This is a genomic window from Lacticaseibacillus nasuensis JCM 17158 (genome assembly GCF_001434705.1).
GTDB classification, from domain to species: Bacteria; Bacillota; Bacilli; order Lactobacillales; family Lactobacillaceae; genus Lacticaseibacillus; species Lacticaseibacillus nasuensis.
Genome location: NZ_AZDJ01000032.1, coordinates 1 through 24,256 on the forward strand (window position 1 = coordinate 1; position 24,256 = coordinate 24,256).

Consider the following 24,256-nt stretch of genomic DNA (forward strand, 5'->3'; position numbering starts at 1 on the left):
TAAATCGAAAAGCCCTATCACATTTACGAAACTTTGTTCAGTTTTCAAAGGACTACGGATGCCGCAAAGGCAACTTTTACAGTCTATCTTTGCGACCGTTGAAAGTCAACAACATTTTCGCTCACCGCCGTAACTAATGCGCTTAATCCCGCATCACGACGCGGCTGGTGTCATTGACAACACCAAATATCTTACCAGCCAAAAGCCTCCGCCGTCAACCACCAAACGCGAAAAAGCCCAAGTTTCACGGGGCCCGAACTTTCCGCCGGATAATATCGGAAAATCGGCATCATTTTCGGTGAAAAGCCGAACCCACGGCCTGGATTAAGTCTGCACGTTCGGGTGAAAATCAAAACACGCACCTCTCAGCGAGGCGCGTGTCCTTAATCCAGTTCTTTGAGTTGACTTGCCACCCAGCCGGGCAGCCGGTCCGCAATCGGGGTAAACCCGGTGCGATCCCGCCGGCTGGTCCAGTAATGCTTGTGCTGCCGTCCTGCGGCCATGGGTGGCGCCGGCAACAACGCGCGCACGGATAGGCTGATTTTTTTGGAGTACTCATCGATATCGAGCACCATCACCTGAATCGTGCTACCGACCTTGAAGTGATCGCTTAATCGCTCGACGTAGCCGTGCTGGCATTCCGAGATATGAATCAGGCCTTGCTGGTGGGCATCGAGCAACACAAACACCCCATACGGCTGAATCCCGGTGACGCGGCCATCGATAATGTCGCCCACGCGATAATCAATCGTCACGGTGCCGCCACCACCTTGATGCCCTCGATCACGACAGGCGTGACTGGGCGATCTTGCTTGGTTGGCACCTGTTCAATTTCGTCGACGACCGCCATGCCGCTTAACACGTGGCCAAACACGGTGTGGCGATGATCGAGCCACGGCGTGCCGCCGTTGGCATAGGCGTCAATGATTGGCTGCGGGTAGCCGGCCGCCTGCATCTGCGCCGCCATGCCAGGTTCGGCGCTTTTTTTCGTCACGATGAAAAACTGGCTGCCGTTCGTGTTCGGGCCGGCGTTGGCCATGGACAAGGCGCCGCGCAGGTTAAATGCCTCGAGGCTAAACTCGTCTGCAAATGGCGTCCCCCAAATGCTTTCGCCACCCGCCCCGGTACCGGTGGGATCGCCGCCTTGAATCATGAAGTCGGTGATTACCCGGTGAAACGTGACATCATTATAGTAGCCTTGCTTGGCCAAGCTCATGAAGTTCTCGACGGCTTTCGGCGCAATTTCCGGGAATAGCGCCAAGGTGATGGCCCCGTGGTTGGTCGTCATCACTGCCTGCGGGCCGGCAAATTCGGTTAGGTTTAATTGTGGATAATTCATCTTCGTCCTCCTGTACTCAAGAGTATTGTAGCTGACGCGCTTCGGTTTTGCTACTCCACTTGGTTGCCGGCAAATTTAATGTTAGGGTAATGCTGATACTGTAATGAAGATAAGGATGACAAACATGGAAACCCATCAATATGAAATCGCGCTGATTGGCGCCGGCCCAGTCGGCATGTTCGCGGCCTTTTACGCCGGGTTGCACACCGCCGATACCTTGGTCCTCGAAAGCCTCGGCGAAGTCGGCGGCCAACCCGCCAACCTCTATCCAGCCAAAACAATCTACGACATTGGCGGCTACCCGAGCATCACCGGCGCGGGGCTGACCGACCAGCTGCACGCGCAGCTCGACCACTTCAACCCGACGGTCGTCACCGGCGCGACGGTCACCGCAATCGAAGACGCCCACCCCGGCTTCACCTTAAAAACGACGGCCGGCGATTTTCACACCGCCAGTGTCATTATTGCTAGCGGTGGCGGCGCCTTTACCCCGCGGCCCCTGGCGGTCGATTACGATCACGCCTTAGACGGCCAGTCGGTGCTGTACAACATTCGCGACCCGCACGACTTGGCCGGATTAGACGTCGCCATTGCCGGCGGCGGCGATTCCGCCATCGACTGGGCGCTGGCCTTGGCGCCGGTGGCTAAGTCGGTGCACCTCATCCACCGCCGCAACCAGTTCCGCGGGTTGGAATCAAGCGTTGCCGCTTTGGCCGAGACCGAGGCCCAGCTGCACACGCCTTACTTAATTGCCGGCGTGCAACAGCAAGACGCCCGACTCAATCTCCAACTGGCTGAGGTGCGCGGCACCGCGCACCCGACGCTAAGTGTCGATCGGCTGTTGGTGAATTACGGGTTTGTCAGCGCCAATACCCAGCTGCAGAATTGGGGCGTCGCCTTAACGCGCAACGAAGTGGTGGTTGACTCCACCATGGCCACTAGCCGCCCGGGGATTTATGCCATCGGCGACGCGGTGACCTATCCCGGCAAGCTCAAGCTGATCGCCAGCGGCTTCGGCGAGGCGCCGACTGCGGTGAACGCCGCCTTGTTGCGCCTGCATCCCGACCGCCGCCAGCCCTTGCACAGCACGCAACTGTATCATTAGGAGGACACCATGACCAATGAAGCAAAACTCGAACAACACACACTCGCCTTGCTCACTGAACGCGGCGTAAGCATCCCGGCCATCGCTGAGTTGGTGCTGTTTTTACAAGCCAAATTTATTCCCGGCTTGGACGAGGCGACCGCTGAAGAAAGCGTGCGGATTGTGTTGCGCAAGCGCGAGGTGCAAAACGCGGTGATGACCGGCATCGCCTTGGACAAAGCGGCTGAAGCCGGCAGCTTGGAGCCGCCGCTGCAAAACATCATCGCCGAAGACGAAGGCCTCTATGGCGTGGATGAGATCTTGGCGTTTGCCATCGTCAACGTGTACGGCTCCATCGGCTTTACCAACTACGGCTACATCGACCGGGTGAAGCCGGGGATTCTGGCCAAGCTCAACGCCCATGAGCCGGGCATCATCCACACCTTCCTCGATGATATCGTCGGGGCCATCGCCGCGGCGGCCGCCAGCCGCCTGGCCCACGCCCATCCCGAGCTCGAAGACGATAATTACTAGTTTCTTAATGCGACTTTCCGCCTCACCCGCCGTGAGTGTCGGTATAATGGTGGATAACTTGGGAGGGCCTCATGACACAACTGATCGATTTTATTCTGCACATCGACGAGCACCTGGTGACCATCGTCAATCAATTCGGCAATTGGACGTACCTGATTTTGTTTGTGATGGTGTTCATCGAAACCGGCGTCGTCGTCTTTCCGTTTCTACCTGGTGACTCGCTGCTGTTTGCCGCCTGCGCCTTGGCAGCCAACCCGGCGTATCACCTCAACGTCTGGCTACTGTACGGCCTGTTTTTCGCCGCGGCAGTCATCGGTGACACCGCCAATTATGAAATTGGCCGCCACCTCGGCCTGGCCGCCAGCAACACCAGCTGGTTCTCCAAGCAGATCAACCGCGACAAGCTCGCCAGCGCGGAACACTTTTTCAACCGCCACGGTGGCAAAACAATCGCCATCGCCCGGTTCATGCCGCTGGTGCGCACATTCGCGCCGTTTGTCGCCGGCGGCAGCAACATGCACTACGGCAAGTTCATCCACTACAACCTGATTGGCGGGTTCCTGTGGGTGTCGCTGTGTTGCGTGTTGGGCTTTTTCTTCGGCAACGTGCCGTTCGTCAAGGCCCACTTCTCCGCCGTGGTGCTCGGCATCATCGCCATTTCCCTGATTCCGGTCCTGATTACCGCGCTGCGGTCCAGGCGCCGCCCGCAACCAGAAGAAGAGTAAGTGAAAAGGCGTGTGACTCAAGTCACACGCCTTTTGCGTCCCGGCGACCCAGGTGAATGCCCCAGGCCAACAGCGCCTCGGCCACCACCAAGGCAATCACGAAGCACACCAGGAAAAAGTCCTCCGGCAACACGTTGATGATGGGATCAACCGCCGGGTCAAACAACCAGTCGTTATTGCGGAACAACACGTGGTGAAACGCGATGAACACCGCGTTGAAGTTGATGGCCATCAAGCCACCGAGAATCAGCGGCACCGGCATGGCGATGGCAAACGGCCGCACCAGCAAGTAACGCCGGCGGGTGCGCCGCAGCTGAGCCAAGAAGTGCCAAGTCACCGGCGCCGTCACGATGAACACGGCGTAATCCAGCAGAAACAGGCGCTTCACGTCGGCGAAATGATGAGCCCCGCTGGCACTCGACGGAAAATTGCTCATGTGTAGCGGTGCCACCCAGGGCAGCTGCAGATAGGCCATGAGCTGATGGTAATTCCGGTTCAACACGCGCGCAGAAAACCCGCTGATTTCCCGCAGGTTATCCAGCCGGATGAACAACGGAAACAACAGGTACGACACCAAGATGGTCAGCGCAATGACGCCAGCCACGATGGTCAACCAGACGCACAGCCACTGCGCCCAGCGCTGACCCCGCGCCGCCATTACAGCACCCAGTCGCTGAGGCTGGCGACTTCATGAGTCGGCGGCACGGCCTCTTTGGCCACGGCCGCCGGCGTCGAGATCCCGGTGTACACCAGTAGCGTGTCGATGCCGGCGTTGATGCCGGCCATGATGTCGGTGTGATAATTATCGCCGACCATCACCACTTGATCGCGGGCCAGCCCCATTTTGCGCAAAGCCTGGTCCATGATGATAGCTTGCGGTTTGCCGATGTAGGTGGCGCGCTGCTGCGTGGCGCGCTCGACCAAGGCAATGACGGAGCCGGCACCGGGCACGTGGCCGCGCTCGTTGGGCAGGTTCGTGTCTTCGTTGGTGCCGATGAAGCGCGCCCCGCGTTGAATCGCCAAAGTGGCGAGTTCAAACTTGTGGTAGGTGACGTCATAATCCAGCCCCACCACCACGTACTCGGGATCAAACTCGTTGAACTTCAAGCCCACGTCGAGCAAGGCCTGCTTGAGCCCCAGCTCGCCGATGGCATACACGCTGTGGCCGTTGGCATCCCCGCCGTGTTGGCTTTGGATCCACGCCGCCGTCGCCAACGCCGGCGAGTACACCTGGTCAGGGGTGGCGTGAATGTCGTGATTATCCGCCAGGTTGCGGCACACCGTTTCCGGCGCCTGGGTGGTGTTATTCGTCAAGAACATGAACGGAATGTGCTTGGCCTGCAGCCGCTCGATGAAGTCCTTGGCCGCCGGGATCCGTTCCTTGCCGCGGTACATGGTGCCATCTAAATCAATCAAATATCCTGAATAACTCAAACCCTACTCCTTGTCATGACGCGTTCGAATCTGAAACCGCCGGCCGTGCGCGCGACTCGTCGGCGCCGTGGCGGCTTGTTTGCCGTCTAACTGCACCGCCGTCACCCGCGTTTCGCGATACGGCGCCGGCTTGCGCCGACCGCTGGGCTTGGCATTACGTTTCGGCCGCGGGGTGGGCGCGTCAAGCCGCTGCAAGACAAAATACGCGCAGCCAAAGTTGCAGTATTCATAGAGGTAATCCTGCAACGTGTCGATGGTTTGGTCGCGGCTGGCGCGCCGGTTGCCCGTGGCGTAAAACCCGCGCAGGCGCAGCTGGTCATACCCCCAGTCGCCGACGATGTAGTCGTATTTACTCAGGATGTCGTTGTAGCGCTCCGCCAAGCGGGTTTGGTCATACGCATCATGAAAATTGGTCACCACCGCGTAGCGCGCGCCATCAATGGTCAGCGTCGTGGCGTCGAGCTGCTTGACGCGGCTGTCCGCATTCGGCGCCACCGCCGCGGTTACCTGCTCACTTAACTTGGTCATCGAATCGTCCTTTCAGAAAATATTGTCAGTATATCACTTTAGCGGATACTGCGCCGCCAGCCACCGGCCAACCACCGTCCGCAGAAAGTCCGGAAACAGGAGCTCATTGTCGCCGACGATCTCCAGCGTCGGGAAAAACGGCAGGAACAAGTAGTGATCCAAGCTGGTCAGCCGATACAAGCGGTTCGGCACCAGCGGCTCACCATCGACATACACGTCGCGATTGTTCGCCACGGTTAACCCCCGATAGTCCAACCAGCCAAACTGCTTGCCGCGAAAACTCATCCCCGTGAAGTGGAAGTGACGCAAGAAGCCCTTGTTTTTTTCCATTTCCATCACGAGCCGCCACAACTCGGTGCCAGGCAAGGTCGTGACCATGAGGTGCATCGGGTGCGGCAATACGCGGTGCAAATCGGCCTTGGTCACCACTCCTGCCGGCAGGTCGCCGAGAAACAAGCCCGCGTTTAACGCCGCTAAATCCGTGTGGCCACCAGCGGCAATCGCGGCCAGCCCGGCGGTCAATAGCGGCGATGGCCCGTCGTTGTCGATGGTCAGCGCCTGCGGCAAGTCCGCCACCGGCTCGGCAGCCAACAACGCCGTACCGCGCGCCTGATAGCCGGCAATGGTCGCGGCATCCTCGGCTTCCTCCGGCAAGTCCGCCACCGCCACCGTGGCGGCGCGCATTGCCGTCACCGCGTGGGCAGCCACATCCACTGTGACCACGCCGACGTGTTCGCCGTATTTGCCCGCCGCGGCCAAAAGTGTGTGCTGATCGGTTTCGCCGGTGGGTAACAAGTGGTGCGTGTGCCCGCCGATGATCACATCGAGTTGCGGATAATGCGTGGCTAAGTAACGGTCGGTCGGCAAGCCGAGGTGAGACAGCACCACCAGCACATCATAGCTGCCGCGAATGTCGGCGAGCAACCCCGGCAAAATATCCGCCACTGGCCGCACGGACCAACCATTCGGCCGATACGAGTCAAAATACGGCGCGGTAAAGCCGATGATGGCCACGCGAATGCCCGCCACCGTCCGATACACCACCGGCTTGGCAAACACCGGCCGCGTGCCATCGGCTTCAAACAAATTGGCCAAGGCCACGGGAAAAGTGGCGTGATCATACAGGTGGGCCAGGGTATCGTGGGGGTTGCCGATGCCTTCGTTGTTGCCAATCGTCGCCGCGTCGTAGCCAGCCGCGTTGAACAAGTCGACGTTGGCCTGCCCATCCGTGGCCTCAGACAGCGGGTGCACGCGGTCCATTGCGTCGCCGTCATCGACCACCAACACGCCTTCGCCGCGCGCCAAGGCGGCCGCGCGGGTGGTGGCGATATAGCGGCTGAGTTTTGGCCAGTGTTCAAAGTGGGAATGCAAATCGTTGGTATGAATAATCGTCAACCTTGGCATCTTACTTCTCCTGTTGCAGCGCTTGCTGCTTGGCGGCGTACAGCTCGTGAATCTCGGCGGCGGCGAGCGGCGCCCCCCAAGGCAGCGGGTGCGCCAATAGTGCGCGTTCCGGCGCATCGACGCCGACATTGAGATTTTCGGCGATCGGCACGCTGCTGTGATGAATGTGCCCGTGCAGGTTCAAGGTTTGGTGCGTGATGCCCAACAACAGCGGGTAATGCGTCATGATGAATTGCGTGTGGTCGTCTTTAATGATGGTCCCGACGGTGTGGAAGCTGAATTTGGCCTGGCCATGCCAGCCCGGATCGTGGTGCGCCAGGTACTTGAAGCGCGCCTGATAGTCGTGGTTGCCCTTAATGAAGACAATCCGCCCGGCGAGCTGACTCAAAATGGCCAACACCGCCTCTTCGCTAGGCATGTCCCCGGGATTCATCGCGATGTCGCCCAGGTGATACACCACATCGTTGTCGTCCACCCGGTCGTTCCACGCCGTGATCATCGCCTGGTTCATCGCCGCCACCGTCGCAAACGGCCGCGGCGCAAAGTCGTTGTCGCCGAGCAAGTCGGCATGAAAGAAATGTGTATCCGCAATAAAATAATTCACTTACGCCCTCCGCTTGGCGACCCAAATCGTGATCGGCACCGTTAATGCCACCGCAATCACGGCAAACAACACCTGAATCAGCTCGCCCACAAATAGCTGGTCATTCAGCACCTGCAACCAAGGGTAATGTAGCTGCGTAAACCAGATGAATAGCGCCGAGAACCCACCGAAAAAGCCGAAGAATAACGTGTTTAAGGCCGTGCCGATGATGGTTTCCTGCACTGCACGCAGCGCAGCCGGGGTCGCGGCAGCACCGAGCTCGCCGACGTCTGCGGCCACCGCACACGCCGCCTCGGCAATCGCGCCGAGCGTCCCGAGCAGCCCACTGGCCATGGCGATTTGCTCAAAGTTCACGCCGATGGCTAGCGAGTAGCCTTCCAGCTCCTCGGCGTCTTCCGGCCCGAACCCGGCCGTATGGCTCAGCCACGTGCCGCCAACCACCAGCACCACGACACCGGCCATGACCAACAGTGCCGCGACAAAAGCCGTGGTCGCCACCTGCACGTGACTCGTGCTCATGAAAATCGTCACCGCCAGCACCAACAAGCCGATCACGACCGCCACCCCGACCGGTGCAAACCCGCCGGCCATGAGGATCACCGCCAAGATCATCAACAAGGTGTTGGCCAGCAGCGCCAAGAAATTGCTAATCCCTTGCGCGCCGCCCACCAGCAGCATCAGCCCCAACAACACGAGGCCGAGTAAGAAAATTGCGTTCATGCCCGCACCTCCTTGGCTAACCAAGCAGCCAAGCCACTCGTCAGCGGGACGGCCAAGACGATGCCAAAGGCGCTGACCAGCGATTGGGCAAAACCTAGCCCCATCACCCAGGCCACCGTGGTGCTGATGGCGTTGCCGTTGCGCAGCCACAACACCGCCTCGGTGAGGGTTTCGGCAATAAACAGCATGAACAACACGGCGATCAGTGGCCCCATCACGTTGCGGCCGATCGACAAGCCGGCGTTAAACCGGGCCCGCGCCGGGCCAGGCAGCTGAAACAAGGCCACGGCAATGTCGGCGCATTCATCCATCACCGCCCCCAGCGAGCCGATGATCACCTGCACGAAGAACAACAGCTGCGGCGCCTGCGTCACGTATTTCACCGTTTCGAGGTGAATACCGCGATAACCAGTTGCGGCAAATACCGTATAGCCAATCAGCACCGCCGCTGCCGTGGCGAGAATCGTCGAAGTGCTCACCACCACCGTCAGCCAGGTCCAGCGGGTGATGAACAACGTGGTGGCCACGGTAAAGGCCACCGCCAGCGCAGCAAACAGCACGAAGGCCAGCTCTTGGTGACTGGCCACTTCGATGTGCAGCGCCGCCCAAAACAGCAAGGTGTTCAGCCCGATGCTGGCGGCAGTCAGCCAAAAGCGCCGGCGCATCACCAGCAGCAACAGCGTTAAGGTCATGGCAAACAGCCCCAACACCACCCCGTCACGCTTGTGGTCACTCACCTGCCAGGTGCGACTGCCATGGGTCACAAAGAGTTGCTGACCCTTGGCGACGGGACTATCGACGGCCCCGCTTTTCGTATATTGATTCGTCAGCTGCACGTGCTGGCCACGCCGCTTGGTGTTTAACCACCGCGCCGTCACGTGCTGCGTCACCGTGACGTCGTGATTGCCGAAGTTATCGACCACCGCCTGGCGGTGGCTGCTGGTCAGCGCCGTCACCTGCACGATTGGGGCGTGGTACAACGGCGCCGAAAATCGCGCCAAGGCGAACACGACGGCAAAGGCGACCAGTGGCAACAGCCAGCGGCCCCAGTTAACCCACGTGGTTTTGCTGCATGATTTCGTCATAGGCTGCCTTAATCGGTCCTGCCGGTTTGTCCCAAACGGTCCACTCGGTCAAGTTGGCCGGCGGGGTCTGGTAATGCGCGTTGATGTAGTCTTCGTAGGTCCGCACGGCGTTACTGTGGGGAATGTTCATTTGTAAGATGCGCACCTGGCGAATCAGCCCGGTTAGCGCGGCTTTTTCCGCCCGGCCGTTCATCAAGACATTGCCGAGTTCGTTGTAGCGCGTGCCGTCGTTGAGCGTAATTTCTTGAATCAAATCAAAGGTTTGTGGCTCCGTATTCACACTCATCGCTCCTTTTGAGGTTGTATCCCCATTCTATCACGTCTGCGCCGATGCCGAAGCCTGCTTAATATGCTATGGTAAGGGAAACGAGAAAGGCGGAGAAATCATGGATTACCAACACCTTGCAGAACAGTATCAAGCGGACTTACTCACCGACCTGGCCACGCTAGTCGCAGTCGACTCTACCCGCGACGTCGCCCACGCGACGCCGGCTGCGCCACTAGGTCCCGGCCCGGCGCAGGCCTTGGCCACAATGCTCGGCTTTGCCGAACGCGACGGCTTCACCACCGCCAATATCGACCACGTTGCCGGCAGAATCGAGGCCGGCCAAGGCGACACCATCTTGGGCATCTTCGGTCACGTCGACGTCGTCCCGGCCGGCAGCGGCTGGACCAGCGACCCCTTCACCACGACAATTGCCAATGGCCGCGTCTATGGCCGCGGCACCGCCGACGACAAGGGCCCGCTGTTGGCGGCGTATTACGCCTTGCGCCTCTTGCACGACCAAGGGGTAACGCTGCACCAACGCGTGCACCTGATTGTCGGCACCGACGAGGAATCCGAGTGGGTGGGCATCAACCGCTACCTCACCACCGAGCCGACGCCGGATTACGGCTTCTCCCCTGACGCGGAGTTTCCCATTATTAATGGGGAAAAAGGCATCGCCACTTTTGCGCTAACGTTCCATCAGCCCCAACTGACCCCAGCGCCGCTGGTGCTCACGGGCTTTTCAGCCGGGTTGCGAGTCAACATGGTCCCAGAAAGCGCAACGGCCACGATGCGCGGGGCCTTGCCAGCCGATTTTGCCAAAGCACTCGGCGAATTTGCCGCGGCTAACGGCGTCACCGCCAGCCTCACGTCAACGGCCACGGACACGGTAACCGTGACGCTGACAGGCAAAGGCGCGCATGCGCTAGAACCTAAGGCCGGCGTCAACGCCGCCACGTATCTGGCCACATTCCTGACGACTTACGCCTTTGATGCCGCCGGGGCGCAGTACCTTCACGCCATTGCCACTTATTTGCACAACGACTCCCGCGGCCACCAGCTTGGCATCGCTTATACCGACAAGGTCATGGGCGAGCTCACCGCCAGCCCCGATCTCTTCAGCTACACGCCGGATGGCCCGCAAACCATTGCCATTAATGTGCGCTACCCGCAAGGCACCGATGCGGCCACGATTCGCGACCAAATCGAAACCACGCTCGGCGCCGAGCACGTCACCGTCGCCGTGGCCGGCCATGCGCAGGGCCCGCATTACGTCGCCGCCAGCGACCCGCTGGTGCAAACCCTTCTGCAAACCTACACGGACCAAACCGGCCTGCCCGGCCACGAGCAGGTCATCGGTGGCGGGACATACGGCCGCATCATCCCCCGCGGCGTCGCGTTCGGCGCCCAACCCGTCGGCCAGGAAAACGTCATGCATCAAGCCAACGAATACATGCCAATCAACGCCTTGATCCAAGCCGTCGCGATTTATGCCGACGCCATTGCGCGGCTGGCGCAATGATCGACGCCGTTGCGCTGCGCCAAGCCGTCGCCACCACTTGGCCGAACCTCGTCATTCACAGCCTGTCCACCACCAGCTCGACGCAACAAGTCGTGGCTGAGCAAGTCGCGGCCGGGGCCACCGTGCCGCGCCTAGTGGTGGCGGATCAACAAACCGCCGGGATTGGGCGCCACGGCCACGGCTTCGTGAGCCCGGCCGGCGGGGTGTATTTTACGCTGGCGCTCCCGGCCTGGGCCAGCCCGTTGCTGACGCCGGCGGCCGGGGTGGCGATGCAACGCGCCATTCACCAGGTGACGGGCCTGCAGCCCACATTAAAATGGGTCAACGACGTCTTAGTCGCTGACCGCAAAGTCTGCGGGATTCTCGCCACCCGCGTCGCTGGGCACGGGCAAGCCCGAGATTTAATCGGCTGCGGCGTCAACCTCGTCGCGCCGGCCAATGTGCCGCCCGCCGACGCGGTGCCGGTGGGCGGCTTATTCCCGCGCCAACCCGCCGCCACGGTGGCCACGGCGCTGGTAGCGGCGTGGCTGACCGAGCTGGCAAACTTGCAGGCCCAGCCCGCCACCATCATGCCGCACTACCGTCGCCACGCCGCCTGGCTCAACCAACGCGTGCGCGTGCAGCCTGGCCGCACGCCGATCGAAGGCACCTTGATTGGCTTCACCGCGACCGGTGGCTTACAGCTGCAAACGGCCACCGGCACCATGACTGTCACCACCGGTTCCTTGCGGCGAATCGCGCCAGCCTAACTCACCGCGCCGGCCAGCAGTTGCGGCAAGTCGGCCCAGTCGCTCAGCTGATACGTCGGCACGAGGTGACTGCGGTTGGGCTTAAAGCGCGGATTGTACCAAATCGTGTCGAGACCAGCATTCACGCCGCCTTGGATATCCGACGTCAGCGAATCGCCCATGATCAGCGTCGTGGTCGCGTCGTAATCGGGAATGTGCTTGGCCACATAATCAAAAAAGGCCACGCTGGGCTTAGGCACCCCGATCGCGTCGGAGACGAATAGGTCGCTAAACTGGTCGATCAAGCCAGCCTTGGTCAGCCGCGCCTGTTGCACGGCCTCGATGCCGTTGCTGACGATGTACAGCCGGTAATCGCCTAAAGCCGCCAACGTGTCCGCGGCGTGGCGCGCCACCACCGCCTCTTGATCTAAAAGCCGGTGGTAGTGGTGTTCGACGGCCAGCCCGTCGGCGGCTAGGTGAAACTGCGCGAACAACTCGGTGAAGCGCCGGGCAAAGATCTGCTCGCGGCTGATGCGGCCGGCCTCGTATTCGGTCCACAGGAACGCATTCAACTTGAGGTAGGCGGCAATCACCGCCGGCGTCGTCGGCAGGTGATAATCCGTCAGCGCGGTGGTCAACGAGCGCAATTCGCCGGCTTCAAAGTCTAAAATCGTGTCATCAATGTCAAATAATAGCGTTTGATACATGGCGCACCTCCGTTGAGCCTACCCTACCAGACCGGCCGGGCAAGCGCACGATTTTTAAGGTATAATAGGCCAATATTCGGTAAAAAGGTGGCGTTGACGTGAACACGGGACACAAAAAGCGCAGGAGCCACGCGTGGCTCGCGCGCCTCAACCACAAACTAACACAGCGCTCGCCAGAGGCCTTGCCGCCACTGTCGGGCAAAACCTGGCGGCTCTACGCCGACATCACCTTGCAAGTGGTGAAGTCGTTGGCGTATTACGTCATTGCAACGATCGGCATCGGCCTGGTGTTTGGCGTGGGCATGCTGGGCGGCTACTTTGCCGCCATCGTGGACCACACGCCGGTGCCGACGCAGCAAAAGATGACGCAAACCCTTGGCGATGTGGATTCCACCACCACGCTGTATTATGCCAATAACGTGATGCTGGGCAACATCAAAAGCGACTTGATGCGCGACAAGGTGCCGCTTGCCGATATTTCGCCGTACCTCAAGCAGGCCATCGTTGCCACCGAAGACGAGGATTTCTATCATCACGACGGCGTGGTGCCCAAGTCGGTGTTGCGCGCGGTGATTTCCGCCTTGACCGGCGTCGGCAGCCAAACCGGCGGCTCCACGCTGACGCAGCAAGTCGTGAAGCTGCAATTTCTCAGCTCGGAAACCACGTTTAAGCGCAAGGTCGTCGAGATCATGTACGCCTTACGCTTGAATCACTTCTTCTCAAAGGACCAGATTCTCGAGGCCTACCTCAACATCGCCACGCTTGGCCGCAACAACAAGGGCCAAAACATCGCCGGGGTGCAAACCGCCGCCGAGGGGATTTTTGGTAAATCCGCCAAGCAGCTCAACCTCGCCGAGGCCGCGTACATCGCCGGCTTGCCGCAAAGCCCGTCGGTGTACACGCCCTACACCATCACCGGGGCGTTGAAGGCCGATGACCAGGTGGCGCTCGGCATCGGCCGGCAAAAAACGGTGCTGTTTCGGATGTACCGCGCGGGGATGATTACCAACAAGCAATATCAAGCCGCCAAGAAATTCGACATCAAAAAAGATTTTCTCCCGCAATCCACGGCCAAGGACACCACCACGGGCAATTATGTCTACACCATGGTCCAAGGCGAAGCCGAAACCGTCTTGGCGCAAAAGCTGGCCAAAGATGACGGCCACAGCCAAGCGGCGATCCAAAAAAATACCAGCCTGGCCAACCAGTACCTCGAGCAAGCCAAAACGATGCTGTCCACCAAGGGGTACAAGGTTCACAGCACCATCAACAAACCGATTTACGACACGATGCAACAAGTCGCCAAGGCCAATGCCGGCAGCCTCGGCTACACCTACCGCACGACGCAAATCGATGCCAAAACCGGCCGGCGCACCACCATCAGCGAGCCGGTGCAAAACGGCTCGCTGCTCCTCGACAATAATTCTGGCGCCGTCATCGGCTTTATCGGCGGCGTCTCGGGCCAGTTGAATCACGTTTACACCACCCGCTCGCCGGGGTCCTCCATCAAGCCCTTGCTCGTTTACGGCCCGGCGGTGGAGAACAAACTGATTGGGTCGCAAACCATGCTGGCCGATTTTGCCAACGACTTCGGGAATTATCGCGTCACGGACTACGGCACCACCTTGCAAAACAAGTTCGTGCCGGCGACCACGGCGTTGGCGCAATCGTATAACGTGCCGGCCGTCGAGCTGTACAACGCGTTGCGCAAGAAAACCAACCCGAAGACTTACATGGAAAAAATGGGCCTGACCACCCTTACCGACCACGACTATTCCCAACTCGGCATCGCGCTAGGTGGTACCGACTACGGGCTGACCGTGGAGGACGAGGCCGCCGCTTACGCCACCTTCTGGCGCGGCGGCACCTATGTGGCCCCATACGTCATCGACAAAATTGTCGATCCGATGGGCAACGTCGTCTATCAACACAAGGCCGCCCCGACGACGGTCTTCAGCAAGGCCACGGCTTACATCATGCAGCAAATGATGCACGAAGTCGTCAACACCGGGACCGCCACTCAGCTCAAGAATCAGCTGAGTTTTTCCACCAATACCTTGATTGGCAAAACCGGGACCAGTAACGACTTCAAGGACATTTGGTTCTCCGGTTCCACGCCGGGGATGACGCTGACCAGTTGGATCGGCTACGACAATAACAACGGCAGCGCCCACCTGTTATCGGAAAGCGCGTCGAGCCTGAACATGACGTTTTGGGCCAAGGTCGCCAACGCCGTGTACCGCAAGATTCCCAACCAGTTTGCGCTCACCAAGACCATGGCCAAGCCAAGCACGGTGAAAACCGTCAAGGTCAACGCCAAAACCGGGGAGAAAATCGGCACGGTGCTGGCCAACAACCGCACCTATCACGTCGGCAACGAAACGCTGACCAGCCTGTACAACGACTGGGAACCAGGCGCCAGCAAGGCCAAGTTCGGCATCGGCGGCTCCGCCGACAACTACGCGTTGTTCTGGTACAACTTCGGCGGCGTGCGCAACGGCTACGGTCGCGTCACCACCGGCGTCAACTCGACGCCAAAGTCGACGACGATTATCAGCAACCCCAAAACCACCAAACGCACCACCAAGCCGGCGGCCAGCACCAGCAGCCGCAAAGCCTCGAGCAGTAGCAAGAAGGCCACTAGCAGCAAGGCCAGCAGTAAAGCATCAAGTGCTCGCCGCTAAAAAAAAATCCCGGTTCGCAAGCAATGCCTGCGAACCGGGATTATTTTTTGGTGGTTATTTCGTCGACTGGCGAGCGGTAATGTCAAAGCCTAACCGCACCGTTTTGGCGTCGATGTCTTCTTTGTTCATCATCTTGGTCAATAGGCGCATCGCCACGGCGCCGATATCATACAGCGGCTGATCGATGGAGGTCAGCTGCGGGCGGGCCATTTCGGTGAGCTTCGTGTTGTTGCTGGTGATCAGCTCAAAGTCCGTTGGCACCTTCACGCCGGCATCAATGGCGGCGTCCAACAGACCCACGGCCAGTTCGTCATCGCCGGCAATGGCAGCGGTGGCGCCGGACTTTTGCACCTGCTTGAACAGGCCTAGGCCGGCATGATAGCTGGCCTCGGTTTCAAACACAAGGCTTTCGTCATAGGCCAAGCCGGCCTTAGCCAACGCCTGCTTGTACCCCTGCAGGCGGTACTCGCCGTTGATCGGCTGAGTCAGCGGACCAGTCACCAAGGCCACCTGCTTGTTGCCGGTTTTAATCAGGCGCGCGGTAGCTTCTTCGACGGCGGCAACATAATCGATGTTGACGCTGCCGACTTGCTCGTCAGGATCCACGGAGCCGGCCAACACGATTGGCGTCTTGCTGCGGGAGAATTCGGCGCGCACATTGTCAGAAATCTCGTGGCCCATGTAGATGAGCCCGTCGACTTGCTTAGCCAACAAGGTGTTGAGCACCTGGACCTCTTTTTGCGAGTTCTCGTCGGAGTTGGCCAGGATGATATTGTACTTGTACATCGTCGCCACGTCATCGATCCCGCGCGCTAAGCTTGAGAAAAACATGTTCGTGACATCCGGGATGATGACCCCAACCGTGGTCGTTTTCTTCGAGGCTAAGCCCCGCGCCACCGCGTTTGGCCGGTAATCGAGGCGGTCGATCACCTCCAGGACCTTCTTGCGGGTCGCGGGCTTCACATTCGGGTTCCCGTTAACGACACGCGAGACCGTCGCCATCGAGACGTTGGCCTCGCGGGCCACGTCGTAAATCGTGATTGTTTGCTTCTCCATTGTTCATGTATCTCCTTACATTTTAATCTTTCGCAGAAATCGTCACTGTGATTTACAGGTCATTTTAGCAGACGGTTGACGGGGTTGCAAGCGTTTACTGAATTTTTCATGCAAATTTTCACGAGGACTTTTCAGAAAGCCGGTGAAAACGGCCTGTGCTATACTTAATCCGCATAACATACTCAGGAGGCGCAACATGAATCAACACTTACAGGAACTGCAAGCATGGGTGGCCAAGCAAGGCCTCGACGTCGCGTACGTCAGCAATTTCACCAACATTAATTACTACACGGGATTCTTCAGCGACCCCGAGGAACGAATCACGGGGCTGTTTGTTTTCCCCGACCACGATCCGCTACTATTCGTTCCGGCGCTATCGCTAGAAGCCGTCAAAAAAGCCGGCTGGCCATACGCGGCTGCCGGCTACCTCGATCATGAAGACCCATTTGCCCGCATCGGCGACGAAATTCGTCAAATCACGCCGCAACCACGCCTATGGGGCATTGAAAAAGACGACCTAGCCGTCTACAAATTCGAAGCCATCACCCGCCAATTCCCGCAGGCCAGCTTTCCCGCCGACGTCTCCCGCTTCGTCGAAGGCCAGAAGTTAATCAAGACGCCTGAAGAAATCGCGCAAATGGTCACCGCCGGCCAACAAGCCGACCGCGCCTTTGCCGCCGGCTTCAAGGCCTTGCGCGCTGGCATCACCGAGCAAGCCGTCGTCGCGGAAATCGAATACGCGATGATGAAGGAAGGCGTCATGAACATGAGCTTCGACACCATCGTGCAAGCCGGCGTCGATGCTGCCGATCCCCATGGTGGCCCGGAAGGTACGCAGATTCAACCTGGCGAGCTCGTGTTGTTCGACCTCGGCACCGATAATCACGGCTACATGAGTGACGCCACGCGCACCGTTGCCTTTGGTGGCGAAGTGTCGGCCAAGGCCAAGGAAATCTACGACGTCTGCTTAGAGGCGCAACTCACCGCGCAAGCCGCCGTGCGGCCAGGCCTGCAAGCCTCTGCCCTCGACAAAATCGCCCGGGATATTATCACCAAGGCCGGGTATGGCGAATACTTCAACCATCGCCTCGGCCATGGCATCGGCATGTCGACCCACGAGTTCCCGTCCATTATGGCGGGCAACGACATGGAATTACAGCCGGGCATGTGCTTCTCGATTGAACCAGGGATTTATATTCCAGGCGTCGCCGGCGTGCGCATCGAAGACTGCGTGCACGTCACCGCCACTGGCTGCGAACCCTTTACCCACACCAGCAAGGCCTACACCACGATTTAGGTGGCATACTAATTACAGACACACGAATGGCCCGCAATGGAAAAAATGCCATTACGGGCCATTTATTTTGGCCAAGTCAGCCTCAAGCAACGGTCATGACTCTGTTGCTTCAGTTGCGGCGCGGCGATGCATGCAATCGCCGACAGCCACCGACGTACAGACGTCTCTGCAAACCGGTGAGGTGCTACCCTTGCAAGTGGTAAGCGCCAAGCGCACTGACTTGATGATGGGCGCTTAATGCTGGCGGCCCGAAGCCTGGACGAAGTATTGCTGACTGTCCAAATCTGTGCGGCATCACCGGCCGGCGAATCTCGCACGCATGGTGATTCAATGACCGACGGATCCCCTAGGCACGGCAAGCCCTGAGCGAATGGTGAGGAGAAACGCAATGTTCTCACTCATGTCCGCATGGCGAGATGCGCAGTTGAGCCAAAGTGGTCATCGAATCACGGGCCTGTTCATCTCGAGCTGCGCGGGCTTGCGCCGTTAATGCGCGGTCAGGAGATTCTCAGGTCATTAGGCGACTGAAGCTGGCGGCCCGCGGCCTGGACGAAATATTGCTGACTGTCCGAGTCTGAGCGCAAATATTGCCGGCGTGCTCGCACCTGAATCGCTGAAGCTGGCGACTCCCACCTGAGTAATTGATGCTGGCGCTCCCGCCTGGACGAAATGGTACTGACTGCCCGAGTCTGTGTGAGGTTTTTGCCGGCCGGTGATGACCCTTACACCTATAAATGTCATTGAGATCGCCAAATGTTAAGGTCGCAAATTCAACAAATTTCAAAAGCCTATTGTACCAAGGGTTACAGCCACTGATTTTGATGAGAATGTTCTCATTTTTTCTGGAGCGGTCCTTCCCATCAAGTCGACCGTCATTTTTTCGTTTAAATGGATAAATGGCGAAATCCAAAATATTGCCAAAATAGAAATGCCGTTACACCGGGGCTAATTGGCCAAAAACTTAACATTTTGGCTTCTCAATGACATTTATCTATGAAGGGGGGAAACCCGACCTGCCAGACGAAAAACAAAAAACGAGCCGCCCGCGGGGGCAACTCGTTCACAATTTTCGCTTAAGCTTCTGGATCTTCTGGTGTCGTCGGCTCAGCGGCCGCCGGTGCTTCTGGGGCTTCCGGTGCCTCTGGCGCGTCAGCATCATCGGCTGGCGCCGTCGCGGCATCGAAATCATCCTTGGCTTGGGCAAAAGCGCTCTTGCCATCCACCACGATGTCGTCGAAGTCGTCATCGGTGGCAACTTCAGGCGCCGCGGTCAGCTCGTCTTTCAACGCGGCGGTGGCGTCGTCGTAGTCGGCCAAGTCGGTGGCTGGCGTTGCGTGGGCGCGTTCCTTGAGGTCGGCTACGAATTCGCCAGCGGATTCGCGCCAGTCGGCAGTGGCATCCTTGGCGTAATCGTAATAGTCAGCGGCGCGGTCCGCCAAGTCGTCTTTTTTCTCCTGCCACTTATGCTTCAGCTCGTCGCTGGTTTGTGGCGTCAGCAGATAGGTGGCGGCCAAGGCGCTGGCCCCGCCAAGAATAAATCCTAACAAGAAATGTCCCTTTGCCATGTGATTTCCTCCTATTTTGTCGCGTCTTTTTTCGTAAACAACTTCATTGCGGTGCGACCAACCTTCAGGGCCACGCCGGCCTTCGCGGAGTTCTTCGCCCCGCTAGAAACCTTCGTCGCCAGGTTGCGCGTGCTCGTATTCAGCTCCGAGACACTTTCACCAAGCTCACCAATCGCGGTAAATACCGGGTCGATGGCGGCGACTTTGCCGTTGACGTCGTTCAATAGCGTATTGGACTTGGTCAGCAATGCCTCGACTTCGTGTGTCAACCCGCCAAGCTCCGCGTTGACCACATTCAAGGTCGTATTGACCTCCTTGACTGTGCCGCGCACTTCCTTGGTGACACTCGCAATGCGCGCCGCCAGTAACAAGAATGCTAACGCAATAATCAAGAATGCAATGGCAGCGATCAATCCTGCAATTTGTCCTCCAGACATATGCTCCCTCCTCGTCCGCTAAGCGGCCTGTTACTACTAAGAATATCATCATTTAAGGCATTGAGCAATTGGAACGAGAAAGCGCTCACGCAGGTGCACAACCCCGGCGATTTCTGCTACACTGAAATGCGACGCCGGCATTTCGGCACAGGAGGTCTAGCCTTGACGGATAAAGTCACGAACCCTAACTGGCTCATGCGCTATTTTGAAAAAATCGACTGGGAACGCGTCTTGTCCTCGCTACTCGGCTTATTGTGGCAACTGGTTCTCTTCACCGTGTTATTCGCCATCATTCGTGCCGTGGGCAGAAAACTAATCGACCGTGGCTTCACGACATACGCCGCGCACTCCCACCTTAGCGCTACCCGCGTCGCGACGATGCACACGCTGAGTCTCAACGCCTTTTCCTATACGGTAATTTTCTTCTACCTGTACGCCGTCTTAACCGTGCTCGGCGTGCCGGTGGGAACGCTGCTCGCCGGCGCCGGCGTGGTGGGCATCGCCTTGGGGCTCGGCGCGCAAGGCTTCGTCAGCGACGTGGTCACCGGCTTTTTCATCATTCTTGAAGGCCAGTTTGACGTCGGCGACACCGTGACCTTAGGCGCCGTGTCCGGCACGGTCACCGCCGTGGGGCTACGCACCACCATCGTCAAAAGCGCTGATGGCACGGTCAACTTCATTCCCAATCGCAACATCACCATCGTCGCCAACAAGTCCCGCAGCCAAATGCAGGTGATTATCAAGCTTCCGGCCCGCGGTGACGCCGACCTGGATCAGATTCGCACCGTGCTGGAAGCCGTCAACGCCAAGCTCGTCCCGCAAACGCCAGCGATTACCGCCGGCCCGGATCTGTTGGGGCTGGCCCCGAATGGCGACGGCACCTTCAGCTACCAGGTCCTCATTTACGTGAAAAGCGGCGAGCAGCTGCCGACGCAACGAAAATTTTTGACCGCGTATGTGAAAGCCCTAACCAAAGCCGGCATTCCCATCCCCACAACGATTTACCCGGGTCAGGCATAAGAAAAGCGCGCCGCTGGCGCGCTTTTCTTATGCCTCAGTTGGCGGCAGCGGCGTCATGTCGTACCGCTTGTCGATGTTATGGCCGATGTAATTAATGCCCTTCATCACTTCGCGCCGAGTCACGATGCCGGTGAAGGTGCCATCAGCTTGCACAACTGGCAGAAATGGCGAATCCACCAGCAGGTGCAAGACATTTTCCACGTCGTATGGGTCTTCAATCGTGGGCACGCCGGTTTCCATCACGTCTTTGACGCACAACTCATCCAGCGGCTTGAGGTTAATGTCGTCGAGGCCCAGCATCGGCTCGGTGATCATCGCCAGGGAAATCAGGCCGAGGAAATGGTCGTCGTTATCAAGCACGGGGACCTTGGCGTAACGCACCTTTGTCAGCACCAAAAACGCGTGGCGCAAGGCGTTGTCGGCGTTGACACTGGCGACCATTTCGCCAGGAATCATAAAGTGTTTGCGATTCTCGATCAGCATTGTGTCGATCGCTTGATTCATCATTCGCTAATCTCTCCTTTAGGGTACCCTTCTATCTTAACCGATTCCCGTTGTGAAAACACTTACAAAGCTGAAACTTTACAACCCGTTAAACTGTCATTTACTATAGTTCCATAAGTTGGTAAAATTGTTTTCATGCGTGCTTTGCGCAGTCACAGAGATGGAGGAGAACAATGGATTATAGTTTAACCGTCCGCCTGATTGCTGAATTTATGGGGACAGCAATCATGGTGGCGCTAGGTAACGGTTCCGTCGCCAACGTCGACCTCAAGGGGACCAAGGGGAACGGCTCGGACTGGATGCTGATTGCCGTGGGTTACGGCGCCGGGGTCATGATTCCGGCGATGATCATCGGCGGCATTTCCGGCAACCACATCAACCCCGCCTTCACCATCGGGCTGGCGGTTGCCGGCATGTTTCCCTGGGCAGAGGTCCTGCCTTACATCCTCGTTCAATTTGCCGGGGCGATGTTTGGCCAGCTGTGGGTCGTCGCCGCTTACAAGCCGCACTACGACCTCACGACTAACCCGCAACACATTCTCGGTACGTTTAGCACCATCAGCGCCACGAAGAGCCAACTCAACGGCTTCATCAACGAATTTATTGGTTCCTTTATTTTGTTCTTCGGCGCGCTAGGCATCACCAAGGCCCCATTTTTCAGCGACAATCTCGGTACCGCACACATGGCGCTCGGTTTTCTGGTAGCCACGCTGGTCGCGTCATTCGGTGGCCCCACCGGCCCGGCCTTGAACCCTGCCCGTGACCTCGGTCCCCGCATCCTACACGCCTTATTGCCGCTGCGGCACAAGGGCGACTCCGATTGGGGTTACGCTTGGGTGCCGGTGGTTGCGCCGACCTTGGCCGCCATCACCGCGATTCTCTTGTATAAAACCGTCTTTCTTTAGTCGAAAATAGACGCCACCAGCCGGTGACGTCTATTTTTATTGGCGCGAGAATTTGCGCGTTAAACTTGGCACGAGTTGCCCGTCGCGCGTGAGAAACTCAACTTGCACCAGCGTGGCCGTCAGGGTCACGATGGCATAGGTGCCGCCTAAGCGGGCAAACTCCCCTCGCGGCTGCGAAATACTGCCGGGATTCAGCAGCACCATGCCGGCGTGCTGCTCGACGCCGAGTTGATGCGTGTGGCCAAAAATCACCAAGTCGGCGTGCACTTCACTGCCCGCGGCGATGAGCTCGCCTAACCCAAAGTTCACGCCGTAGCGGTGGCCATGCGTCAAAAACACCGTCGCCGTCACGTCGGCTGCGGCCACCGGCACGGTGCGCGTCAACGGAAAGCCACTGTCGGCATCCATATTTCCGCGCACGGCGGCAAACTGCGTGAACAAGTCATCGCTAGCCGGCAATTCCGAATCGCCAGCGTAAAAGTACCCGGCGAGGGCTGGGTGACGCGCCAAGATGGTGCTTAAGATGGCGCGATCGCCATGAGTGTCGCTTACTGCCAGTATTTTCATGACTCATCCTCCTGATACCATGCCCGCCATTTCTGATCGAGTTTGCGCAAGGCCGCGCCGCGATGACTGATGGCATTTTTTTCGGTTGGCGATAATTCCGCCAAGGTTTTGCCCAGCGCCGGCACGTAAAAATAGGGATCGTAGCCAAAACCGTCGTGGCCTTGGGGCAGCCCGACAATCCGGCCGCTCACCGTGCCGCTGACCACCAGATCCCGCTCGGGCTGGTTCGGCTTGGCGAACACCAAGGTGCTGACGAATTTGGCGGTGCGCTTGGCGTCTGGCACCTCTGCCAACTCGGCAATCAACTTGGCGTTGTTGGCGGCATCGTTATGCCCCGCCCCGGCGTAGCGCGCCGAGAACACGCCAGGTTGGCCGCCAAGGGCGTCGACCATCAGCCCGGAGTCGTCGGCCAACACCGGCAGCTCGAGCATGCGTGCATACCCGTCCGCCTTCAGCCGCGCGTTTTCCTCGAAGGTCGTGCCGGTTTCGGCGACGTCGGGCAACTCGGGATAATCGGCCAGGCTTTTCACCGTCACGCCTTCTGTGGCAAACATCGCGGCGATTTCCTTGACCTTGCCCGGGTTCTTCGACGCAACTACGATGGTATCGGTGGGCAACTTGGGCACGACGGTTTGCGGCTCGTCGGTGATGTCGACGTGTTTTGCCGCCACGGCGAGGCCCAGCCAGTCGCTGGCGATCACGTTGAACAGCTTCGCCGCCCCGGTGGTATAAAACTGGGCATTGCTGGTCTGGCCAGGGGCCGCGGCGATGCCAAAATAATCCAGGAGCATTGAGACTTCACTGACGGTTTGGACGCCGGAATCGATCAGCGTCACGTCGTCGCCCATCACGTTTTGAATCAATGGCTTGAGCAGCGGGTAATGCGTGCAGCCCATGACCAGGGTGTCGATGTCGGTATGCTGCAATGGGCGCAGGGTTTCGGCCACGACGCGCTTGGCGACGGCCGAGTGCATCTCGTTACTTTCGACCAGCGGCACCAGCTTCGGCGCGGCCAGGCTGGTCACCTGAATGTCGGTGGCTTTTTGGTGCATTGCCTGGGCGTACGCATCGCTGCGTACTGTGCCGACAGTGGCGATGACGCCGACGTGGCGCGTGTGCGTGGCGCGAATCGCGGCGCGCGCCCCGGGCACGATGACCCCAACCACCGGAATCGACAACTTGGCCTTCAAGTCACTCAACGCAGCCCCCGTGGCGGTGTTGCAAGCGACGACCAGCATCTTGATGTGCTGGCGCAACAAGAAGTTCACCATTTGCCACGTGAAGGCCCGCACCTGCGCCGCGGGTCGGGGCCCATAAGGCAGGCGCGCCTGGTCGCCTAAAAAGATGATGTTTTCGTTTGGCAACTGCCGTCGGGCCTCTTTGACCACGGTTAATCCGCCGACACCTGAATCGATGAAGCCGATTGGTTGAGTGTTCACAATAATTCCCCTTCACTGTAATCTGAACCTTTATTGTGGGCCGTCTCTGGTAAAAATTCAAGTTTACCGCGAGGTGTGAATTTTCTCAGCAAGTTGCGTA

General features: G+C 58.8%; 26 protein-coding genes. 9 read left to right on the plus strand and 17 right to left on the minus strand.

The genetic code is table 11. The annotated features are described in order from the left end of the window. Positions 1 to 383: 383 nt before the first annotated feature. Positions 384 to 749: a CvfD/Ygs/GSP13 family RNA-binding post-transcriptional regulator gene (locus tag FD02_RS09280; protein WP_056952204.1), complete on the minus strand. Its 366-nt coding sequence runs from the start codon at positions 747 to 749 to the stop codon at positions 384 to 386. Between the two features lie 2 nt (positions 750 to 751). Further along, complete coding sequence (locus tag FD02_RS09285) at positions 752 to 1,339, minus strand: peptidylprolyl isomerase (RefSeq protein ID WP_056951911.1); 588 nt, start codon at positions 1,337 to 1,339, stop codon at positions 752 to 754. 124 nt (positions 1,340 to 1,463) lie between these two features. On the opposite strand from FD02_RS09285, the gene FD02_RS09290 reads away from it, so the two are divergent. The 3 genes from FD02_RS09290 to FD02_RS09300 all read left to right on the plus strand — a co-directional run bounded on the left by FD02_RS09290 (position 1,464) and on the right by FD02_RS09300 (position 3,682). Further along, the gene (locus FD02_RS09290; RefSeq protein ID WP_235806709.1) at positions 1,464 to 2,444 is read left to right on the plus strand and encodes an NAD(P)/FAD-dependent oxidoreductase; all 981 of its coding nucleotides are present in this window, start codon (positions 1,464 to 1,466) and stop codon (positions 2,442 to 2,444) included. A 9-nt stretch (positions 2,445 to 2,453) separates the two neighbouring features. After that, a complete protein-coding gene (locus tag FD02_RS09295; RefSeq protein ID WP_056951916.1) occupies positions 2,454 to 2,957 on the plus strand; it encodes a phosphatidylglycerophosphatase A family protein in 504 nt (167 codons plus the stop codon). 71 nt (positions 2,958 to 3,028) lie between these two features. Next, positions 3,029 to 3,682, plus strand: a complete 654-nt coding sequence (locus FD02_RS09300) for a VTT domain-containing protein (protein ID WP_056951918.1) — start codon at positions 3,029 to 3,031, stop codon at positions 3,680 to 3,682. Between the two features lie 22 nt (positions 3,683 to 3,704). Here FD02_RS09300 and FD02_RS09305 read toward each other — a convergent pair whose 3' ends face one another. From FD02_RS09305 to FD02_RS09340, 8 genes are read right to left on the minus strand one after another with little or no spacing between them, the layout of a single operon-like run. Further along, positions 3,705 to 4,340, minus strand: a complete 636-nt coding sequence (locus FD02_RS09305; RefSeq protein WP_054723379.1) for a TIGR01906 family membrane protein — start codon at positions 4,338 to 4,340, stop codon at positions 3,705 to 3,707. Next, positions 4,340 to 5,116 carry a TIGR01457 family HAD-type hydrolase gene (locus tag FD02_RS09310; RefSeq protein WP_054723380.1) on the minus strand — a complete coding sequence of 259 codons (777 nt, stop codon included), beginning with the start codon at positions 5,114 to 5,116 and terminating at the stop codon, positions 4,340 to 4,342. Before FD02_RS09310 ends, FD02_RS09305 begins: the two co-directional genes overlap by 1 nt. Before the next feature lie 3 nt (positions 5,117 to 5,119). Further along, positions 5,120 to 5,644: a YutD family protein gene (locus FD02_RS09315; protein ID WP_056951920.1), complete on the minus strand. Its 525-nt coding sequence runs from the start codon at positions 5,642 to 5,644 to the stop codon at positions 5,120 to 5,122. Positions 5,645 to 5,677: 33 nt separating this feature from the next. After that, a complete protein-coding gene (locus FD02_RS09320; protein WP_054723382.1) occupies positions 5,678 to 7,048 on the minus strand; it encodes a bifunctional metallophosphatase/5'-nucleotidase in 1,371 nt (456 codons plus the stop codon). A 1-nt stretch (position 7,049) separates the two neighbouring features. Further along, positions 7,050 to 7,652, minus strand: a complete 603-nt coding sequence (locus FD02_RS11385; RefSeq protein ID WP_054723383.1) for a metallophosphoesterase — start codon at positions 7,650 to 7,652, stop codon at positions 7,050 to 7,052. Next, positions 7,653 to 8,372: a YibE/F family protein gene (locus FD02_RS11390; RefSeq protein ID WP_054723384.1), complete on the minus strand. Its 720-nt coding sequence runs from the start codon at positions 8,370 to 8,372 to the stop codon at positions 7,653 to 7,655. Then, complete coding sequence (locus tag FD02_RS09335; protein ID WP_056951921.1) at positions 8,369 to 9,457, minus strand: YibE/F family protein; 1,089 nt, start codon at positions 9,455 to 9,457, stop codon at positions 8,369 to 8,371. The genes FD02_RS11390 and FD02_RS09335 overlap by 4 nt, the downstream gene beginning before the upstream one ends. Next, on the minus strand, positions 9,423 to 9,743 hold the full coding sequence (locus FD02_RS09340) for a hypothetical protein (RefSeq protein WP_056951922.1): 321 nt from the start codon (positions 9,741 to 9,743) through the stop codon (positions 9,423 to 9,425). Before FD02_RS09340 ends, FD02_RS09335 begins: the two co-directional genes overlap by 35 nt. A gap of 100 nt (positions 9,744 to 9,843) precedes the next feature. Here FD02_RS09340 and pepV point away from each other — a divergent pair, with 100 nt between their 5' ends. Both pepV and FD02_RS09350 read left to right on the plus strand, forming a co-directional pair. Beyond that, positions 9,844 to 11,247, plus strand: coding sequence for a dipeptidase PepV (pepV, locus tag FD02_RS09345; RefSeq protein WP_056951925.1), 1,404 nt, complete (start codon positions 9,844 to 9,846; stop codon positions 11,245 to 11,247). Further along, a complete protein-coding gene (locus tag FD02_RS09350; RefSeq protein ID WP_056951927.1) occupies positions 11,244 to 11,996 on the plus strand; it encodes a biotin--[acetyl-CoA-carboxylase] ligase in 753 nt (250 codons plus the stop codon). The genes pepV and FD02_RS09350 overlap by 4 nt, the downstream gene beginning before the upstream one ends. Here the strand turns inward: FD02_RS09350 and FD02_RS09355 are convergent. After that, positions 11,993 to 12,682 (minus strand): YjjG family noncanonical pyrimidine nucleotidase, encoded by a 690-nt coding sequence (locus FD02_RS09355; RefSeq protein ID WP_056951928.1) that lies wholly within the window; start codon positions 12,680 to 12,682, stop codon positions 11,993 to 11,995. The two genes, FD02_RS09350 and FD02_RS09355, sit on opposite strands and share 4 nt — an antisense overlap. A gap of 98 nt (positions 12,683 to 12,780) precedes the next feature. Between FD02_RS09355 and FD02_RS09360 the strand changes: the two genes are divergently transcribed. Then, on the plus strand, positions 12,781 to 15,366 hold the full coding sequence (locus FD02_RS09360; RefSeq protein WP_056951930.1) for a transglycosylase domain-containing protein: 2,586 nt from the start codon (positions 12,781 to 12,783) through the stop codon (positions 15,364 to 15,366). Positions 15,367 to 15,420: 54 nt separating this feature from the next. On the opposite strand, the gene ccpA is transcribed toward FD02_RS09360, so the two are convergent. Beyond that, a complete protein-coding gene (gene ccpA / locus FD02_RS09365) occupies positions 15,421 to 16,422 on the minus strand; it encodes a catabolite control protein A (RefSeq protein WP_054722455.1) in 1,002 nt (333 codons plus the stop codon). Positions 16,423 to 16,618: 196 nt separating this feature from the next. Between ccpA and FD02_RS09370 the strand changes: the two genes are divergently transcribed. Continuing rightward, a complete protein-coding gene (locus FD02_RS09370; RefSeq protein WP_056951932.1) occupies positions 16,619 to 17,719 on the plus strand; it encodes a M24 family metallopeptidase in 1,101 nt (366 codons plus the stop codon). Between the two features lie 1,073 nt (positions 17,720 to 18,792). Here the strand turns inward: FD02_RS09370 and FD02_RS09375 are convergent. Then, positions 18,793 to 19,284 (minus strand): YtxH domain-containing protein, encoded by a 492-nt coding sequence (locus FD02_RS09375; RefSeq protein WP_056951934.1) that lies wholly within the window; start codon positions 19,282 to 19,284, stop codon positions 18,793 to 18,795. An 11-nt stretch (positions 19,285 to 19,295) separates the two neighbouring features. Continuing rightward, positions 19,296 to 19,721 carry a DUF948 domain-containing protein gene (locus FD02_RS09380; RefSeq protein WP_056951936.1) on the minus strand — a complete coding sequence of 142 codons (426 nt, stop codon included), beginning with the start codon at positions 19,719 to 19,721 and terminating at the stop codon, positions 19,296 to 19,298. A gap of 195 nt (positions 19,722 to 19,916) precedes the next feature. Here FD02_RS09380 and FD02_RS09385 point away from each other — a divergent pair, with 195 nt between their 5' ends. Then, positions 19,917 to 20,741, plus strand: coding sequence for a mechanosensitive ion channel family protein (locus tag FD02_RS09385; protein ID WP_056952207.1), 825 nt, complete (start codon positions 19,917 to 19,919; stop codon positions 20,739 to 20,741). A gap of 27 nt (positions 20,742 to 20,768) precedes the next feature. Here the strand turns inward: FD02_RS09385 and cbpB are convergent, their stop codons facing one another. After that, on the minus strand, positions 20,769 to 21,248 hold the full coding sequence (cbpB, locus tag FD02_RS09390) for a cyclic-di-AMP-binding protein CbpB (RefSeq protein WP_054722457.1): 480 nt from the start codon (positions 21,246 to 21,248) through the stop codon (positions 20,769 to 20,771). Between the two features lie 170 nt (positions 21,249 to 21,418). Between cbpB and FD02_RS09395 the strand changes: the two genes are divergently transcribed. Beyond that, complete coding sequence (locus tag FD02_RS09395) at positions 21,419 to 22,150, plus strand: MIP/aquaporin family protein (protein WP_054722460.1); 732 nt, start codon at positions 21,419 to 21,421, stop codon at positions 22,148 to 22,150. Positions 22,151 to 22,186: 36 nt separating this feature from the next. On the opposite strand, the gene FD02_RS09400 is transcribed toward FD02_RS09395, so the two are convergent. Both FD02_RS09400 and racE read right to left on the minus strand, forming a co-directional pair. Next, complete coding sequence (locus tag FD02_RS09400; protein WP_056951938.1) at positions 22,187 to 22,717, minus strand: YfcE family phosphodiesterase; 531 nt, start codon at positions 22,715 to 22,717, stop codon at positions 22,187 to 22,189. Beyond that, entirely contained in the window at positions 22,714 to 24,156 is a 1,443-nt protein-coding gene (gene racE, locus FD02_RS09405) for a glutamate racemase (RefSeq protein ID WP_056951940.1), read from the minus strand. The genes FD02_RS09400 and racE overlap by 4 nt, the downstream gene beginning before the upstream one ends. Positions 24,157 to 24,256 lie beyond the last annotated feature (100 nt).